General features: G+C 48.8%; 15 protein-coding genes. 6 read left to right on the top strand and 9 right to left on the bottom strand.

All coding sequences use genetic code 25. The features are described from left to right. The first annotated feature begins 11 nt into the window (after positions 1-11). From WC777_04905 to WC777_04880, 6 genes are all read left to right on the top strand, one after another. Positions 12-1,799, top strand: a complete 1,788-nt coding sequence (locus WC777_04905; protein MFA6024522.1) for an S-layer homology domain-containing protein — start codon at positions 12-14, stop codon at positions 1,797-1,799. Then, complete coding sequence (locus tag WC777_04900) at positions 1,789-5,061, top strand: S-layer homology domain-containing protein (protein MFA6024521.1); 3,273 nt, start codon at positions 1,789-1,791, stop codon at positions 5,059-5,061. The genes WC777_04905 and WC777_04900 overlap by 11 nt, the downstream gene beginning before the upstream one ends. Positions 5,062-5,300: 239 nt before the next feature. Beyond that, complete coding sequence (locus tag WC777_04895) at positions 5,301-6,965, top strand: CTP synthase (protein MFA6024520.1); 1,665 nt, start codon at positions 5,301-5,303, stop codon at positions 6,963-6,965. After that, the gene (locus tag WC777_04890; protein ID MFA6024519.1) at positions 6,934-8,304 is read left to right on the top strand and encodes a hypothetical protein; all 1,371 of its coding nucleotides are present in this window, start codon (positions 6,934-6,936) and stop codon (positions 8,302-8,304) included. The genes WC777_04895 and WC777_04890 overlap by 32 nt, the downstream gene beginning before the upstream one ends. A gap of 1 nt (position 8,305) precedes the next feature. Further along, complete coding sequence (locus tag WC777_04885; protein MFA6024518.1) at positions 8,306-9,100, top strand: prolipoprotein diacylglyceryl transferase family protein; 795 nt, start codon at positions 8,306-8,308, stop codon at positions 9,098-9,100. Next, entirely contained in the window at positions 9,087-9,470 is a 384-nt protein-coding gene (locus WC777_04880; protein MFA6024517.1) for a hypothetical protein, read from the top strand. The genes WC777_04885 and WC777_04880 overlap by 14 nt, the downstream gene beginning before the upstream one ends. On the opposite strand, the gene greA is transcribed toward WC777_04880, so the two are convergent. From greA to WC777_04835, 9 genes are read right to left on the bottom strand one after another with little or no spacing between them, the layout of a single operon-like run. Further along, positions 9,457-9,972 carry a transcription elongation factor GreA gene (gene greA, locus WC777_04875; GenBank protein ID MFA6024516.1) on the bottom strand — a complete coding sequence of 172 codons (516 nt, stop codon included), beginning with the start codon at positions 9,970-9,972 and terminating at the stop codon, positions 9,457-9,459. The two genes, WC777_04880 and greA, sit on opposite strands and share 14 nt — an antisense overlap. Positions 9,973-9,994: 22 nt before the next feature. Next, a complete protein-coding gene (gene rpoD, locus WC777_04870; protein ID MFA6024515.1) occupies positions 9,995-11,338 on the bottom strand; it encodes an RNA polymerase sigma factor RpoD in 1,344 nt (447 codons plus the stop codon). Positions 11,339-11,347: 9 nt separating this feature from the next. Next, on the bottom strand, positions 11,348-13,114 hold the full coding sequence (dnaG, locus tag WC777_04865; protein ID MFA6024514.1) for a DNA primase: 1,767 nt from the start codon (positions 13,112-13,114) through the stop codon (positions 11,348-11,350). A gap of 27 nt (positions 13,115-13,141) precedes the next feature. Further along, positions 13,142-13,633, bottom strand: coding sequence for a hypothetical protein (locus WC777_04860; GenBank protein MFA6024513.1), 492 nt, complete (start codon positions 13,631-13,633; stop codon positions 13,142-13,144). Positions 13,634-13,658: 25 nt separating this feature from the next. Further along, positions 13,659-14,189: a hypothetical protein gene (locus WC777_04855; GenBank protein ID MFA6024512.1), complete on the bottom strand. Its 531-nt coding sequence runs from the start codon at positions 14,187-14,189 to the stop codon at positions 13,659-13,661. 27 nt (positions 14,190-14,216) lie between these two features. Continuing rightward, the gene (locus WC777_04850) at positions 14,217-15,263 is read right to left on the bottom strand and encodes an MraY family glycosyltransferase (GenBank protein MFA6024511.1); all 1,047 of its coding nucleotides are present in this window, start codon (positions 15,261-15,263) and stop codon (positions 14,217-14,219) included. After that, positions 15,169-16,398: a hypothetical protein gene (locus tag WC777_04845; GenBank protein ID MFA6024510.1), complete on the bottom strand. Its 1,230-nt coding sequence runs from the start codon at positions 16,396-16,398 to the stop codon at positions 15,169-15,171. The genes WC777_04850 and WC777_04845 overlap by 95 nt, the downstream gene beginning before the upstream one ends. Positions 16,399-16,428: 30 nt before the next feature. Next, positions 16,429-17,124 (bottom strand): tRNA pseudouridine(55) synthase TruB, encoded by a 696-nt coding sequence (gene truB / locus WC777_04840; protein MFA6024509.1) that lies wholly within the window; start codon positions 17,122-17,124, stop codon positions 16,429-16,431. Beyond that, on the bottom strand, positions 17,106-18,434 hold the full coding sequence (locus WC777_04835) for a UDP-N-acetylmuramoyl-L-alanyl-D-glutamate--2,6-diaminopimelate ligase (protein ID MFA6024508.1): 1,329 nt from the start codon (positions 18,432-18,434) through the stop codon (positions 17,106-17,108). Before WC777_04835 ends, truB begins: the two co-directional genes overlap by 19 nt. Positions 18,435-18,440: the final 6 nt, after the last annotated feature.

The raw sequence follows: 18,440 nt of genomic DNA, 5'->3' as shown, positions 1-18,440 counted from the left end.
TAAAAACAAAAATGAAAAAAATCATCTACCTTTTCATTGCCCTAACAGTACTCGGCGGAATTGTTTTCGCCCTCACTCAAACCAGTCTTCTTAAGGGAAGATTTGGAACAGGTGAAGGAGGAACCGAGACCGAAGGATCCGCCGGCATCGATGACGATGGCGATGGTCTTCGCAAAAGCGATGAAGGGGATTTGGGGACAGACCCCAACGACTCCGACTCCGACGACGACGGCTTAATGGATGGTGCGGAAGTTACAGGATTTGGGACAGACCCCCTCAACCCGGACAGTGATGGAGACGGCGTGAACGATGGTGAAGAAGTCAGCAGCGGTAGCGATCCTCTGGATCGTAGCGCAACAAGCAGTACAACAACGAGCACAAGCACTACGAGCAGCATCGTGTGTACCGCACTCACCGTAAGTCCGGCTTCTTATGAGATTCCTGCAAATACAGCGGAGGTCAATTTCGACCTCACCGCCCTTACAACTTTTGATCTGGATGCTTGGACTGATAGTGAGGCTTTTGAAGCCACACTCGTTTTTGAATCCGATGGAGCCGGAGCTTTTCATGGGAACAGCCTCAGCAACCCCGATGGAAGCGTAACAAGCTTCACGGAAAGCGGCCCCATCAACCCTTATAAAGTAGCCCTCACTCAATCCGGCTCCGTAGCCAACATAAACTTCAGTGGAGGCAAAGAAGGAGAAAATATCACTGTTTCCATCAATGAAGATCCTTCATGCAGCACCAAATTCACACTCACTCAAGTAACCGAGGCGGCTCCAACAGAACCAACAGAACCAACCGAACCCGCTCCAACCGAGCCTGATCCAAACCTAGACACGGATGGCGATGGCCTCACCGATGCCGAAGAAGTGGATACCGTAACAGACCCCAACAACAGTGACACCGACGGGGACACTTACTCAGACGGAACCGAAGTCGATTCAGGAACAGACCCTCTCGACGCCACCAGTTACCCCGGTTCAAGCACTACAACAGGCACCACTACCACAACCGAACCTACCACAACCACAACGGAGCCCACCACAACAACAAGCGATGGCAGCAGTTCCTCCGACAGCACCTCCAGTTCTTCAAGCTCCGGCTCATCCACCACTAGCACCACCACTGAATCCAGCACCACCACGACGACAACCGAGACTACAACAACAATAAATGACATTTTAACAAGCAAAGAAGCTGTATGCTCCGAACCCTTTACCGATGTGGATTCAACACACTGGTCCTACAGCAATGTGTGCCGACTCTATCAAGCCGGAATCGTCAATGGCCGAGATGCCAATAGTTTTGTGCCTGAGGGAGACCTCACCCGCGCTGAAGCCATCAAAATATTGATGCTCCTCTCAGGAAAAACGGAGGAAGATGCCGAAGGCCTCCCGGAAGAGTTTATTGATGTGAAATCAAGCGAGTGGTTTCACCCATGGTATGTACTCGCTCAAGAAGCCGGCGTTGTTCGAGTGATAGATAACGGAGGATACGCAAATCCAAATGCGTACATCACTCGTGGGGACTTTATGCTTTACATGGTGCGAACCGCGGAGCAAACTTTGTGGGACTGGGAGGAAGAAGACATCCCCTTCTCAGACCTCAAAGCCTCCGACCCCTACACCTATGCCATTATTATTGGCTACAACAAGATGGTGGAAGACCCTGATGAAGGGACGACTCGTGTTTTTGAAGGATATTCTAATGGCACTGCCGGTGCCACAAAGTCCATTGCTCGCTCAGAAGCAGTGGCGCTCGCTTTAAGATTTTACCTCGCTTGGTATGCCCAATAAATCCCGTAAACCTTTTATCCTTATCGTCCTCGCCCTCGTCCTCCTCGGCGCCCTCGCCTTTGCCCTTGTGCAAAGCGATTGGTTGAAGGGAAGATGGGGAGGCTCTTTGCCGGGCACCTCAGATTTTGAAGAAACAGTCAATTCCGTCGAAGCGTACAGGCAAGATGCGTTAGACGCTTCCGTAGCGGCAATGGAAGCGGCCGGGGAGGCCACCGTCGCCGCCGACGCCAACGATGCTACCGCACTCGCAGCCGCGCAAGCGGATGCCGTAGCCGCCGCCGAGGCCGCCGAAGCCGCTGCCACCACTGCCGAAGCGCTCCGCGTCCAAGCGGAAGAATTTCACAATGCAACAGAAGCCGCCGCAGATGCCGCCGAAGCAGCCCTCTCTGGCTATCAAGCCTCCTACCTTGAAGCCATCTACAATAGAGACTTTGCCAAGGTGGATCTTGAACACAGCTATTATGGGTTTTACAACGAGCTATTGATGTCAAACTGCACCTATACTCTGTACCCTGGATGGGGGGGCTATACCTATCATTCATTGTGTAGCTTTTGGGGAGAGTGGAGGGTGGAATACACTCAAACAAATTCTGTAGATTTTGTAGACTGTGCAAATACAGACAGAGACAATGCAAGCGGCGCAATGGAAAGAGGAGACTACAATAGCACGGCTTGTCTTGAAGTCTATGAATCCTCTTTTCCTGCTTGTGATACCACCACCTCAGGAGTAATCCCAGGAGGGGAGGACCCAGAAGCTTGGTTCGACAACGAATGTACAGTAGAAAACTTGGTGGATTGGGACACGATCTGGGCAACATGGGGCACGATAGGCACGGCAGAGTGGACCCCAGAAGTTGAGGCATATCTTGAGGAGCACATTGAGGATTACGAGGAGCTCCTCCTTCAGTACCAAACCATGAGTACAATGGTGGATACGAGCCACGCGGCGTACACCGATGCCCTCGCTGCCTACAGCGAACTGAACACACTTCGTAACGAAGAAGGCGTATTGATGGAAGAAGCCAACAGAGCTGCGGAAGCCGCGCGAAATTATGCCACTCAAGCCCGTGCTTCTGCCGACGCCGCGCTCAGCCTCAGTATCACCGCACTCGAAAGTGCCTGTTCAGGCCTCGCGGTTTCACCCAGCTCCTATGAAATGGCGGCAGAGGACACCACTGCCGATTTCGATATCACCGTTGGGATCAGTACCACCGCGGTCACGGCGAGCATTCCCTCGCTTTCAGACAACTTGAAAGCATTCACCCTCACAGAAATAGTCATTCCAACGGATGGCACTAGTGTAGAGGGTTGGACGGGAACCCTAAGATTCCAATCCAGCGGAGGAAGTGGAAGCAGTTTCTTCAGTGAAGATGGCATAACTCTTTCCAATCCTTATCTCCTCAACTTAACGGAACCTCGCATTGTAACCATGCACTTTACTGGAGGGAGTGTCGGAGAGACCATCACTGTTTCAGTGGATGGAGAAGAAACAAATTGCAGCGAATCCTTCACTATCACCCAAGCCGATCCCACCGAACCCGACGCACTGGCTTGTACAGGACTTACCGTCACTCCCAGTTCTTACGAAATTCCTGCCAACACTCCAACGGCCAGTTTTGATATGAGTGTGATGACAACCTTTGACTACGATGCCGCAACAAGCATGACTGCACTCAGCGCCACCCTTTCCATCAAAACCGATGGAGCCGGAGGTTTTAGTGGAAGCAATTTGATTCATTCCGACGGCACCAGTGAGTACTTGTACTCCACCGGACCGGAGAATCCTTATCTCATCACCCTCACCGAAAACAGCACCATATTGAGTGGTCTCTTCAGTGGAGGCGTATCGGGAGACACCATAACCGTTGAAATGCTGGAGTATCCCACTTGCGCAAGCAAGTTCACCCTCACCGGTGGAGGAACCACAACACCAGTGGAAGCCAACATTGTTGAATCTTCCGGAACTACAGCTGTAACAGAAGGTGGAGCCACCGATTCCTACACGGTTGCACTCACTGCGGCTCCCTCCGCAACCATGGGCTTCAAGATCACCCCCGACGCTCAATTGACGGTCACTCCAAGTTCGCTCATCTTTGATGCAACAAACTGGAGCGTACCTCAAATGGTCACCGTAACGGCTGTGGACGACAGCAGTGTGGAAGGGACTCATTCCGGAGTGCTCACCCACTCTCTCAGCATTTACGACACCGACGCGAGTACCGCGGTACCCAATCTCACCGCGACCATCACCGACAACGACACCAGCCCAACAACCCCAACAACGCCAACTGAAACCGGTACCATTTCCGTTTCCACCATCTCCGGCAACACGACGGAAGCCGGTGGAACCGCCACATTCACCATGGTGCTCAGCAAGCAGCCCACAGCGGATGTCAGCGTTGGACTTTCCTCATCAGATACAACGGAAGGAACCGTATCTCCAAGTTCAGTCACATTCACCACCGCAACTTGGTCCACTCCTCAAACCATTACGGTCACCGGAGTTGCCGACAGTTCCGATGATGCGGATGTGGCTTACTCGATCATCACCGCCGCCGCCATCTCAACCGATGCGGCCTACAACGGGGTCAACCCCGGTGATGTTTCAGTGACCAATGTGAATTCTGGAGAAGTGATCAAAAATAGAAATTACCGATGTACCGATCCTTTCACCGACACCAATGGAGAATGGTTTGCAGATTTGGTCTGCCGCCTTTACCAAGCCAGCATCATTCAAGGCCGCACTTCAACCACTTTTGTTCCGGCAGACGAAATCACCCGTGCCGAATGGATCAAAGTGATGGTTTTGATCTTTGGTCATGATGTGGACGATGGGTGGGAAGACAAGACCGGCTTCTACGATGTTTCTGCCAACGATTGGTTCTACCCCTACCTCAACATTGCTGAAGATGAAGATGTGATTCGTACACGGGACAATGGATATTACTTCTACCCCAACGAACCCATCACTCGTGCCGATGCCATTCTCTACGCCGTTCGTTTCGCGGACCAAAGCATCTACGATTACGATGTTGAAGACATCTTTGAAGATGTGGATAACGAAGACTACTTCGCCTACGCCTTGGCCATTGCCTACGGAACCCTCGTGGATACCGCTCAAGAAGACAATGTCCGCGTGATTGAAGGCTATGACGACGACAGCTTCAAACCTTACAACGATATTCTCCGTAGCGAGGCCATGGCCATCGCCTACCGCGTCTCCCTCGCCTGGGGCATCGCTTCAGAAGATTGGGAGGACTAGAAAATCGTGCGGACTCATTCATCTTGAAGCGAAAAAGGAGAGATCATGATCTCTCCTTTTTCTTTCTGAAGGTTTATGATTCATTCGTCAGCACCATTTTTCTGATTCTTTTTTAAGCCCTAGACTTTTGGGGCGAAAGCTTTTTTTATTTCCTGAGAGTACATAAAGGCCCCCGTACTCGAAGGAAATAAAAAAAGCTTTCTCTTGCCCGAAAGGATTGCCCTGCGTATACTTTACCCATGCCGACCAAGTACATCTTCGTCACAGGTGGAGTTTGTTCGAGTTTGGGGAAGGGAATCGCCACAGCTTCCATCGGCGCCCTACTCAAATCGGCAGGGTTCAAGGTCTTTACGATGAAGCTGGATCCTTATTTGAATGTGGATCCCGGCACCATGAGCCCCTTTCAACATGGAGAAGTATTTGTCACCGAAGATGGAGCTGAAACAGATTTGGACTTGGGCCACTACGAACGATTCATCGATGAAAACCTCAATGTGCTGTCCTCCGTAACCACAGGAAAAATTTATACAGAAGTCTTGGCAAAAGAACGCCGCGGAGATTTTTTGGGAGGAACCATTCAAGTGGTGCCCCACATCACCGAGGCCATCAAGAATCGCATCAAGGAAGCCGCCAAACAAAGTGGAGCCAAAGTGGTGCTTATTGAGATTGGAGGAACCGTTGGAGATATTGAAGGCCTTCCCTACTTGGAAGCCATTCGACAGATGCGCCACGAACTCGGGAAAGAGAATACGCTCTTTGTTCACCTCACTTTATTGCCTTATCTCAAAGCCTCCAAAGAACTCAAAACAAAACCCACACAAGCCTCTGTTCGCGAGCTGCGATCGATTGGTATTCAACCTGATTTCATCCTGGCTCGCGCCGACAAAAATATTCCAACTGAAATCTTAAAAAAGATTTCCCTTTTCTGTGATGTGGAAGCGGAATGTGTGATTCCCGCGGTGACCGCCAAATCCATTTACGAAGTGCCTCTCAATTTCAATGAATACAAAATCACCGAGCTCATTGCCAACAAACTGCATTTGGGAAATGTAAACCCAATGTTGGAAGACTGGCAAACCTTGGTGAGCAAAATTCAAGCCAAACGAGAACCCATCAGCATCGCCTTGGTTGGAAAATACACCGATCTCGACGACGCTTACCTTTCGGTAATTGAATCTCTAAAAATTGCGTGCTACCACCAAGATTTGGAACTGGATTTACAATGGGTGGACGCCGAAAAGTTAGAGGAAAAGGATGCAGAGACCTGGGAACAGCTGAAAGCCGCACATGGCATTCTTGTTCCGGGAGGTTTTGGAATCCGCGGAACGGAAGGGAAAATCATGGCTGCCAAATACGCCCGCGAACAGAAAGTGCCTTACCTGGGGCTTTGCCTGGGCCTGCAACTCATGACGATTGAATACGCACGGGATTACTTGAAAGATGCCGAACTCACTTCTGAAGAGTTCGATGAAGATGGCAAGCTGGATGCCCGCAAGTATGTCATTCACTTTCTACCGGGACAACATCGGGATAAAGAAAAAGGTGCCACGCTTCGCTTAGGCGCCTACCCCTGCATGCTCAAAGAAGGCACCATGGCCCGCCGCCTTTACGGAAAAGAGATGGTGATGGAAAGACACCGCCACCGTTACGAGATCAACAATGACTTTGTAAAAGATTTGGAAGGCAGTGACTGGACCCCCTCCGGATATTTTGAAGAAGGAAATCTTGTGGAAATGGCGGAGCTCAAAAATCATCCTTTCATGATAGGAACACAGTCTCATCCGGAATTTTTATCTCGTCCTCACCGACCTCATCCTCTTTTTTATGGATTCATTGAGGCCGGCTCAAAAGTAACTCCTCACGCACCACGCCATGGCGCAGTTTCAATACACAGCGGTCAATAGCAGCGGAAAAAAACTCAGTGGACTCATTGGCGCTGCAAGCGAAGAGGAAGCTCGAAAACAGTTGGGGGCTTTTGGAATTTCGCTCCTCGGTATTCAAAAAAACGCGGAGACTTCCGTCCAAAGCAGCACCCGTGAACCGGGCACCAGTGCGGAACTCCAAAAATTTGAGTTTGAAGCCTTTGATAAAAGTGGGAAAAAAGTGATTGGGACCATTCCCGCCAGCAGCCGCTACAAAGCCTTCAAGCGCTTGATGGAAGAATATCAGTTTGAGGTCTCTTTTGTGGTCCCCTTTGGTGCGAGTGACGAAGAAAAGACCAAGGCAAAGGCAGAAGACCTTTCGATGCTCAAAGCAGAATATGAGGCCAAAAACAAAGTGGAAAACCCCAATGATTTGGCCGACAAAAAGGCCAGTGCAGCATTTGAAGAAAAACGAAAAGCACTGCTTCAAAAGGTCGATTTCATCTTGGGTAAAATCAAAAGCCTTTTGATTGAATATCAAGAAGACATCAAGCCCGAAGCCAAAAAAATCATTCAAAGCACCATCGACAAACTGCTCCGAATCAAAAGCAGCACCAACCTGGATTATATTCAAATGACTTCCGAAGAGTTGCTAAAGAAAGTGCAAGATCAAGAACTCTTTTTGCACAAAGAGAAAATGCAGAGACAGCGGGATCACTTGAAGCTGGAGGCGCAAAAAATGATGGCTTCACTGCACACCCAACCCACCCTCACTCCGGGAATCACCGAGAATCTGGAAGAGATGCAAGGCCGTTTGCAAGCCTCCGACAATCAATTGTTTAGAGGAGTCGCCGAATGGTTGGGGACTTTCCTCCCAAGTCCTGAGGAGAAAACCCTTCAAGAAAAAATTCGCGCAATAAACAGACAAGGCTGGACTTACCGAAGAATTCTTTGGACCGCCCCAAAGGGGGCAAAAGCCGAGGCAAGGCAAAGCTTAAAATCAATCTTGGATGAAAAAGCGCGACTCACTCAAGAGCTCAAGGCATTGCAGCGGGAAAGGAAAAATCAGAAAAAAGAAGTGAATGAACCCCTACTCACAGAGGAAGTGAATCACTTTCTATCTTGGCTTTTGAGCTTTTACCTGGTGGCCTACTTCTTCAGTTATTATGCCAGTGCAAAAGTCTTTCCCGGAGGGAACCCTCTCCCCGGTGATTTCAATCTGCTCGCCTCTCCAACCCTCCGGCATCTCCTCCTCACGGTTTTTTTATGGCACATTGTCCTCAGCCTACGAGTGGATCATCTGCGCTACAAAGCGTGGGCAAATGCTGTCCTCATCCCCTTGGGGATTGTTTTAAATATCACCTTAGTGTTTAATCTTTAAGATGATTCCCATCCTTTACGAGTCTCAATTCGTCTCTATTCAAACCTTGTGGGTCTTTGTTGCCCTGGCTCTCTTAGCTGGAAGTTATTTGGCCGTGCAACGGCTCAAACGAGCCCGCGTGAATTTTACTCTCTTCATCGAACACAGTGGAACCTTTTTCCTCAGTGCCTTGATCTGTTCAAGAATTTTTTATTTTGTCCTGCACACCGATGCCTATTTCCCGGGATTCAACCTGAGAACACTGGGAAATTTCTTTGCGATTTGGGACCAGGGGTTTTCTTTTTGGGGAGCATTATTGGGATTCCTCTTGGCCCTGACTTACCGCCTCTACCGATCCGGAGAGAACATTTGGGAATGGACGGATGCCCTCATCGTACCCCTCCTGGTAGGAATGAGTATTGGAAATGCAGGTGCTTTTTTGGGGGGATACGCCTATGGAAGACCCACCGATCTCTTTTGGGGAGTCCGCTACGAAGTTTATAGTGTTAAATACACCGTTCCCGTGCACCCGGTACAGATCTACACTATCCTTGCAATCTTGGGAGTCCTCGGCTTAAAGAGGCATCTCGGTAAAAAAACCACCTTCTTTGAACGAGAGGGAAACTCCACCCTCTACTACTCCACTTTTCTGAGTTTACTATTTTTTATTCTTGAATTCTTCAAGGGGGATGATACACTCCTGATCTTAAGAATACGGTTGCCCATATTTTTCTTCGCACTCTTCTTCCTCTTAAGTGGTTCCCTACTCCTAAAAAGAATAAAATCCTTTAAATCTCATCCTCATGAATCCCTTTAAACTGTTCAGCCTCTCCTACCTCCTGGATCAACAGCCCGGAAGCAGTTTCCTTTATTTTTGGCCCCTCCTAGTTCTCTTCATTGGAGTTTTTGCGGGAAGCTTCAAGCTTAAACAAGGCGGCCTGGCCTCTCGAATGCGTGAATTCTCCATTGTGGGGCTCTTACTGACATTCTTTAGAGATCAAAATATCCCATATCTTGGAATGCGCCTCTGGATAGTCCTCCTCTTCGTGGCCGCCAGTGCCTATGGAGTCTGGTTTTGGAAAAAAACAAGCAAGGCGGAAGAGATGAAACCCATGCTCGAAGACCAGAAAAAGACCGACAAGTATCTGCCCAAAAAGAAAGGAAAGAAAAAGACTAAGAGAGTTTAAGCACCTCGTATTCCAACTTTCCGACAGGAGCGTCTACCGTAACAACATCCCCCACTTTGCTTCCCAGCAAAGCGGTTCCAATGGGAGACTCATTAGAGATTCGGCCGTTGAAAGGATCTGCTTCGGTGGCACCCACAATCGTGATTTCCATCTCTTCTTTTTTCTTGGTGTTGGAAATTTTAACCTTGGCTCCAATCTCCACTACTTTTTTAGAATGCTGCTTCTCATCCACCGCCTTGGCGATCTTAATCATTCCTTCCAGCTCAATAATACGGCCCTCCACAAAAGCCTGCTCATTCTTAGCTTCCTCATACTCAGAGTTCTCGGAAAGATCTCCATAACTGATGGCTTCTTTGAGCCGTTCAGCCACTTGCTTCCTGCGAGTGGTGGACAAAAATTCCAATTCTTCATGGAGAGCCTTGAGACCTTCCTTGGTCACAAGAAGTTCTTCATCTCCGGTGGCAACAATGGCCTTTTTGGATCCGGTACTTTTTTGAGTCATAGCTTTAGACATAAATAGTGGGTTAGACAAACAGTAAGACTCGGGCAGGGCCGAGGGATCAGAAATATGCGCGGATTTTAACACTCTTTGGGTGTTCACGCAGCTTATGAAGGACCTTGGCTTCAATCTGTCGAATCCGTTCTCGGGTCACTCCAAACTCATTGCCCACCTCTTCCAAAGTGTGACCAATACCATCTTTAAGTCCAAATCGCATTTCAATAATCTTTCGTTCTCGTGGAGAAAGGTATTGAAGCATCTCGTGAATATTTTCCTTAATGAGCTGACGGTTGGTCTGCTCGGAAGGAGAAAGCGCATCATCATCTTCAATAAAGTCTCCAAGCTTGCTGTCCTCTTCGGCCCCAACCGGAGCCTCCAAAGAAACAATATCCTGAGAGATTTTAAGAATATGACGAACCTTTTTCTCATCCATATCCATTTCCGCAGCCAGCTCTTCCACCAGAGGTTCCCGCCCAAGCTCCTGCACCAAACGGCGTTGGGTGTGCGTCAGCTTGTTGATGGTTTCCACCATGTGCACCGGAATACGAATGGTGCGCGCTTGATCCGCAATAGCACGAGTGATGGCCTGACGAATCCACCAAGTTGCATAAGTGGAGAACTTGAACCCTCGATTGGGATCAAATTTCTCTACGGCTCGGAACAAACCAATATTTCCCTCCTGGATAAGATCCAAGAACGAAAGTCCACGACCAATGTATTTTTTTGCGATAGAAACCACTAAACGAAGATTAGCCTCCGCCAACTTAGCTTTGGCCGATTGATCTCCTTTAGCAATCTTTCGCGCCAAATCCGCTTCTTCTTTAGCCGTGAGCAAGTCCACCTTACCGATTTCACAAAGATACATACGGATGGAATCGTTCGCAATTTCCGAAAGATCCACTGTTTTTTTGCTCCTTTCTTTTTTCTTAGCTGCCGCTTCCACAGCCGCCGCATGGTCTTTATCCGCCTTATCTTTTTTCTTCTTCTTGGCCACGCGTTCTTCCGCCTCTTCTTCGGTCTCCGTCACTTCTTCAGAAAACTCTTCCCCAAGATCGTCTGCTTCCGCCAGCTTAATCAATTCCTCATCCATTAAGTCTTCATCCGCAGGCTCCTCTTCTTCCGATTCCTTCTTTCCCCAAATCATCTCATCCTTCACATCAATCAAATCGATTCCAAGCTCCAAAAGCAGCGTGTAGACCTCATCCGCAAATTCAATATCCTCTTCCAGGTTTGGCAAAGCATGCATCAATTCCTGTTGCGTCACAAAGCCGCGTTGGCGACCTTTATCGATCAAATCACGGACTTCTTGAGGGTATTTGGCTAAATTCTCTTCAGAGAAGTGAGCAATAAACTTTTTGGTTCGCGCCATGGAGCGGTGTTAGGGAGCAGAGGGGACTTCAGGGAGACTATTGAGCGATTCAAAGTAGAGCTTGGTGACGAGCTTCTCGAACTCTTTTTTAACCTCATCAGCACTGGAGAAATCTTTTTCGGCGCCAAGCGCAAGTGTGCTCAGAGCCATTCCATCTTCAAGTCCAGCATAAAACAAGTCGTCCACCGTGTCCTGGGCATTATAGTAATCCAGTACCCTCTTGTAAATAGATCGTTCTTCCCCCAAAAACTGTGCAAAATCGCTATAAAAAGCACGATGATGCTCGGCAGTCAGCCTGTCGGATCGTTGAATAAGATTCGTGGACTCCGCCAAAGCCTGGAAAGCATCGAAATGTTCCAGACTCTTCCAAAGCTCAAAAAACACCTTGGGGAAGGCCAAGAGCAGGGCCACGAACTCCCGAGACAAACGGTCTCGTTTAGAAAGTTTCACCTTTTCCTCTTTTGGAGTTTTTACGCGCGTGTGTGTGCGTTGAGATTTAATCTGATTCAAGTAATCGTAGAGCATCCGAGAAGGAGATCCCACCAGCTTAGAGAGTTCCTTAATATAATGATCCATTTCAATGGGATGTGCGGTGCCTTTGAGAATAGCGATGAAATAGTCGGTAAAATCTCGTTTCCCTTGCGCTGTTTTAAGATCAAATTTAGCCAAACCCTGTTCCAAAAAGTAATCCAAATACGGTTTTTTAGTGGAAACCGCATCCTGCCAAAGCTTGGGGTCTTCCTTCACGCTATCCGCCGCATCCTTCCCAAGAGGAACTTCCACCACAAAAAGTTCAAACCCAAGCGGCTGAGCCAATTCCACCCCCCGAAGCAGCGCCGCCTGACCCGCGGCATCTTTATCAAAAGCAAAAGCAATTTTCTTTGTATAGCGACGAATCAACTTGAGCTGTTCTTCCGTAAGGGCCGTCCCGCAAGTGGCCACGGCATTCTCCACTCCCGCTTGATCGGAAGCGATGCCATCAAAGTACCCTTCCACCACCACCACAAAATCCTGTTCCCGAATCGCATTTTTGGCCCGATTCAAGTTGTAAAGAACCGAACTCTTATTATAAAGCGCAAATTCAGAGGAATTGAGGTACTTGGGCTGATCCCCTTTTTTGAGCGCGCGACCTCCAAAAGCAATCACCTCACCCTGCGCGTTGTGAATGGGAACCATGAGCCGAAGTTTGAATCGGTCCGAAACTTCTTGAGCTCCGGAATCCCGGGCCAGAGCCAAAGAACTTTCCAAAATATCCTGTTTCTCATGGCCCTTGGCCAAAAGGTGGCGATAAAGCTCGTCCCTCCCTTCAGGCGCAAAGCCAAGCTGGAACTTTTGAATGGATTCCTTCGTGAGGCCCCGGGCTTTTAAGTACGCATACACTTTTTCCGCATCCCCTTTCTCATGCAATTTTTGAACAAAAAAATTGTTCGCATCGTCACAAATCAACTTCAAGCGGTCCTTCACATCCTTAGAAACCTTTTCCTGTTTCCCGGAGAATTTGGGCAAGTCCACATGAGCCTTATCCGCCAAAAGTTCCAGGGCCCCTCTAAAATCCAGGCTCTCAATATCTTGAATAAACTGAAACATATCCCCTCCCTTGTGGCAGGAGAAACAGTAGGCCAATTGCCGCTCGGGACTCACATAAAAGCTCGGTGTTTTTTCGGAATGGAAGGGGCAACACGCCTTCAAATACTTCCCACTGCGTTTCAGTTGTACAAACGGCGCAACAATGTCCTCAATGGAAAGCTTCGATTTGATTTCTTGTACCGGATCCATTCAATAAAGGGCTTAGGAGCCTCCATTCTAGTCCGCCAGATGAGCGCTAGCAATGAAATCCTCCAAATCTTCTTGAGTCACATCCGTATCAGGAGTCCAAACCCCATCCAAATTCTCAGGGACGGGCTGCGTGCTTCTCACCTGAAAGCCGTAACTATAAGCCTGTCCGGCATAAGCAAAGTTTCCACAGTAGTAAGCCCCTCCACACCCAATATTATAAAGCTGTATACCCTCCGTAGTGGTTTCCACCTCGCTTCCTTCCAAAGGTAATGCCCCTTCAGATTCTTGAGACACAGTCCAAACCAAGGTCACTTCATAATTTTCATCAGGAACAGAGATATCGTAACCTTGCATTTGTTCTTCAGCAGTCCAACCCTCAGGAAGAGTAAATGCAATATCTTGCCACACCACCACCTCCGATGCTGAAACCTCAGGCTCACCCTCTTCGACAGGCAGCGCTGGGGTCGAACACGCAAGAAGGAATAAAGAAGAAAAGATGACAAGTAGAGAGTTTTTCATGTCAAAAATATTTATAGATTAAAATTTAGAGACTCTTCAAGTTTACTCCAGTGAGCAGACTTTCAAAAGCTTCTTTCCCAAGTTCAGCATCATCTCCCGGGCACAAACGCATCTGAATCACCAAGCCTTCTTCGGCACTGCGAATCACCGCGCGATCCAAGGTGCAGACTCCCTCAGGGACAAGGTATCTATAGACTTGATTACGACCCCACACTTGAGAAGCCGACAGTTCGGGGACAATATCAAGATCAGAAAGCCATTCGCTCATCGCAATAATTTCAGCCCCGCCGGTCACTTGAAAGCTCGCTCCAAATTTAGAAGCCCCTTCCAAAGGAGTATCCAAAACTTGAAGCAAACTGCTGTCGTATCGAAAGCTATAAGAAAACGATTGATGATCGCTCATAAAACTGGCCTCAAGCTGAGCGGGTACAAGCCCTCCCTCAGAGCTGAGTTCCACAAAGACCTCTTCATCCACAGGGGATTCGTCCGTTTTTTCACGCACCTGGCAGGCCGTAAAAAGCAGAGATGATAGAACGAGAAGTGAAAATATTTTCATGGCGTTGGAGTGAATATCACGGAAATCTTACTCTTTTTTTGCGTAAAGCAAAGTGAGAAGCACAAGCATTCCGCCCGCAAGAAGCGCCAATGCAATGAGCTTGCCCTCCGTGTGGAGCAAAAGAGAAATGCCGCCAAAAAGTCCCCCGGTGAGCGCAAATAAAATCACCACCTGTCGATCCGAAAATCCGGCCCGCAGCAAACGATGATGAAAATGCCCCAAGTCTCCCTTAAAAGGCGACTGACCCTTAAACAAACGGCGCAAAATCACCCACACAAAATCCAGAATGGGGAAGCCCAAAACCAAAATGGTGGTGGCAATTTTCCCACCGGAAATAATGGCCGTAACCGCCAATAAGAATCCCAAAAGCATGGAGCCCGTGTCGCCCATCAACATCTTGGGTTTTGGAAAATCAAAGATCAAAAATCCGAGGCTAAGCCCCAAAATGGTGGCCGAGAGAGCAATGGAAAGCGTTTGATCTACAAAGTGAAAATCGGGCCTCATGCTGAGCAGCAATAAAATAAAACTCGCGGTCGCCGCACTGGCATTCGCCATGCCTGGGACTCCATCAATCCAGTTGAACGCATTCACCATAGTCACCACCCACGCCACCGTAAGGATGTCTGCAAAAACCGTGAGCGTAAAAGCCAAATTTCCAAAGTGAAAGGGAATATTAAGACCATCTAAAACCAAGGGATCTCCAAAAGGATTGGTGATGGAGCTGATGCCCACACCTCCTGCCACAACACAAAAAGCAACCAGCACTTGAATAAGAAGTCTCAAATAAGGAGACAAACCGAAGCGATCATCCAAAAAACAGGTGAAGGCCAGCAAACTGGCTCCCGCCAAAACCGAAACCAAAACCGCATTGCCTCCCACTCCGGGGAAAGCCAAAGCCACCGTGGCCAAGAAAGCAAAAAAACTCGCCACCCCGCCCGGATATGGAATCGGCGATCGTTTATGCCCATACCGCTCCGGCCTATCCATAAGCCCCAATCGCGGAAAAAGCCGCAAAGCCCCCCACGCAAAAGCAGCAGTGAATCCAAACGCGGTGATGAAAATAGAGAAGGACATAAACAAGGGAAAAACCTTTCCCTCATTTTACTCACGGCGCAGTCACCGAGTCCACAGGAAACTTGAATCAGAAAAGACCACCTTTACCTCCGAGAGCCTGCGCAGAAGCATTCATGATCATACCCAAGTTCTTCTCCTTTATTTGAGGGATCAGATCACCATTAATAAGTTGAATAAGCCCTCGAAGTTCTTGAAGAAAGCTATTGATCGTAAGCAAGTCTGGTATCGATGTGGGCCCAAACAGCTCGGTCAACGGCCTATAATGCTCGCTTCCTGGAACGGACGAATTCACACGCCACTCTGCAAGAGAAGCACAGGAATGTCCAGTGAAGGGTTCTATATATTTCCCAAAAAGATTATCCAAGGAGGGGCTGTGATACAGCTTCCATGCAAGGGTAGCGCCATTGCGTGGGCCACTGAAGCGAACAGTATCCTCAAAGTAGGGACCCGCAGATACAGCTCGCTCTCCAAAAGTAGTAGGATCCATTCCTTGCGGTCCTCGCGAATAAAAAGGATAAAAATCGGGGGAGGGAAAATCGGGGCAGGCCAGGCTCGGATAGGTCGTGCGAGCCACTCGCAACTGTCTCAAAGAAGGCACCGCAAGGGCATAACCGTCGTCGCCAGACGACTCTGCTGCTTGAACATCATCCCACCGTAAGGTCCAACCCTTTTCCTCAACACAAACCAGGGGGGCCTTTACTCCAACATCCTTAAAAACATGTTTGTGGACAAACGGATCCCACTCCTTTTTCTGTGTAACAACGGGTGGCCCACCTTCAACATTGTGCAGCATACGATTGTCCTCAAGGCTAACCTGGACCTCTCTCCCTTTTAATAGACAAGAAAAGACAGGATCAAATTTAGCTGATGGAGCTCCATGATATGAAGGTGTAGGAGATAAGGAGCTATGAGTGCGCCTCAGTTCAGACAAGGCTCCACTCGTTTCTGTCAAAGCCAGTCGCAATGACTCCGTTGTTGGTAAAATAACATCCTGAGAGAGATTGAAGCCCAAGCGAGACCTCTCAATAAAACTTAGACCTTGAATAGCCCTAATCTGATCTTCAAAAGAAGTCCCACCGGAACTGAGTTCCCCAGTAAAAAGGGTTAAAGCTTTGTCAGGATTAGGACTAGACATAAATAATGCAGGGCGATAAAAGAGCTGGCATTATAGCATCATTCACGGAAGAGTCAAGGGGGCTTTTGGGGGCTCTGTTTGCGCCTTTGCAATCTGATCCAAGGAGTGTGCATCCTCAATCTTAAAGTCCCCAACGCGAGTGCGGCGGAGGGCGGTGAGGATGGCGCCGCAGGCCAGTTTTTGACCCAAATCGTGAGCCAAAGAACGGATGTAGGTTCCGCTGCTCACCGTGACCGTGAATCGTACAAAAGGAAAATCCACCGTAATGTCCTTGCCCTGCATAGTCACTTCCACCGGTTTAAGTTCCACAGGCTTGCCGGCTCGCGCCAACTCATAAGCCTTTTTACCATTGATTTTTTTAGCGGAAAAAGCCGGAGGCATTTGCATGGATTTTCCCCAAAAACTCTCCAGTGCCTCTTGAACAAGTTTTTTATCCAACTTCCCAAGGTCAAATCCGGTCTCTTGCACCTTTCCCTCACTATCATAAGTGTCCGAGGTCTTCCCCAACTCCAATTCCACGGTGTATTCCTTATCCAGCTTCATGAAATGCTGGATTTGTTTGGTGGCCTGTCTCCCCACCGCCACCACCAAAACCCCGGTGGCCAAAGGATCAAGGGTGCCCAAATGACCAATCTTCTTTTCTTTTAAAATGCCGCGCAATTTGGCAACAACATCGTGGCTGGTCCAGCCGGAGGCTTTATCAATAATTAAAAATCCTGGATTCATAAGGCGATATCAATGGCTTTTGAAAGCACTTCACGAACCACCAAGCGATCATCGTGCGGAATCCTCTGATTCCCCAGCAACTGATAGGCCTCCGCTCCTTTCCCCGCCACAATAACCGTATCGGCTGCCTCTTGCGCCAAGGAAAGCCCCAAACGAATGGCTTCTTTTCGATTCAAAACCTGCCAAAAGCCCTGGCCCTCATGCCGAGGAATACCTCCACGAACCATCTCCGCAATCTTTAAAGGGTCTTCTCCATAAGGATCGTCATTGGTGAGCACAATATGGTCGGCATATTGATGCGCCACCGCTCCCATTTTAGGTCGCTTGCCGGTATCCCGCTCCCCCGTGGCCCCAAAAACCACAATAAGCTTGCCCTTGGTGAGTTCACGAAACATCTGCAAAACCTGTTTCAAAGATTCTTCCGTGTGTGCAAAGTCCACCACCACGGTGAAGGGCTGGCCTTCCTCAATCACCTCCAATCTTCCGGGCAGAGGCTTCATGGACTCCAAGGCTTTTTGAATAGTGGCAAGATTGATGCGGTGCGCCGTGGCTACCGTGGCTGCCGCAAGTGCATTATAGACATTCATTCGGCCGGGAATTTTTAAATCAATAGGCAACTCCCCATTGGGGATGCGAAGCAAAAAGCGATTTCCCTCCGCGTAAGGCTCCACAGTTCGTGCGGTGTAGCTGCCCTTAACAATCCCGTATTCAAAGAGCTGGTCGGCAGGAAATTTATTAAAATATTCATGCTCGGCATCATCTTGATTCACCACAGAAATTTTAGACACGCCCACTTTTCGTGGCGAGTGATTGAGGGCTTCGAACAAAAGTCCCTTGGCGTTGCGGTATTCCTCCATGGTCCCGTGGTAGTCCAAGTGATCTTGGCTCAAGTTGGTGAAGACCACCGTATCCACATTAATACCCCAAAGGCGCGATTGAACAATGGCGTGGCTGGTCACCTCCACCACTAAAACTTCACACTGAGCATCGCGCATTTCACGAATCTTTTTTTGAAGTTGAAAAGGACCAATGGTGGTGTGATTGGTGGTGTTGCGCTCTTCATCCTCACCCACTTTAAAGTTGATGGTGGTGAGCAGGCCCGTTTTCTTTCCCGCCTCCGTAAAAATCTTGTGGATCATATTGGAGGTGCTGGTTTTTCCTTTGGTCCCCGTCACCGCAATCACCGTCATGCCATTGGCGGGGAAGCCGTATCTAAAAGCGGCCGCAATGGCCACCACCTTATGAAAAAACAAACGAATGGGATGCTGATGCGGAAGAAGTTTGCGAAAGAGATTTTTGATGGCTTCCACGGCGAG

The sequence above is a fragment of the Candidatus Gracilibacteria bacterium genome, assembly GCA_041661045.1.
Classification (GTDB): domain Bacteria; phylum Patescibacteriota; class Gracilibacteria; order UBA1369; family 2-02-FULL-48-14; genus 2-02-FULL-48-14.
The sequence above is the reverse complement of the archived record's forward strand: the minus strand, read 5'-3'. Positions and strand labels throughout refer to the sequence as shown.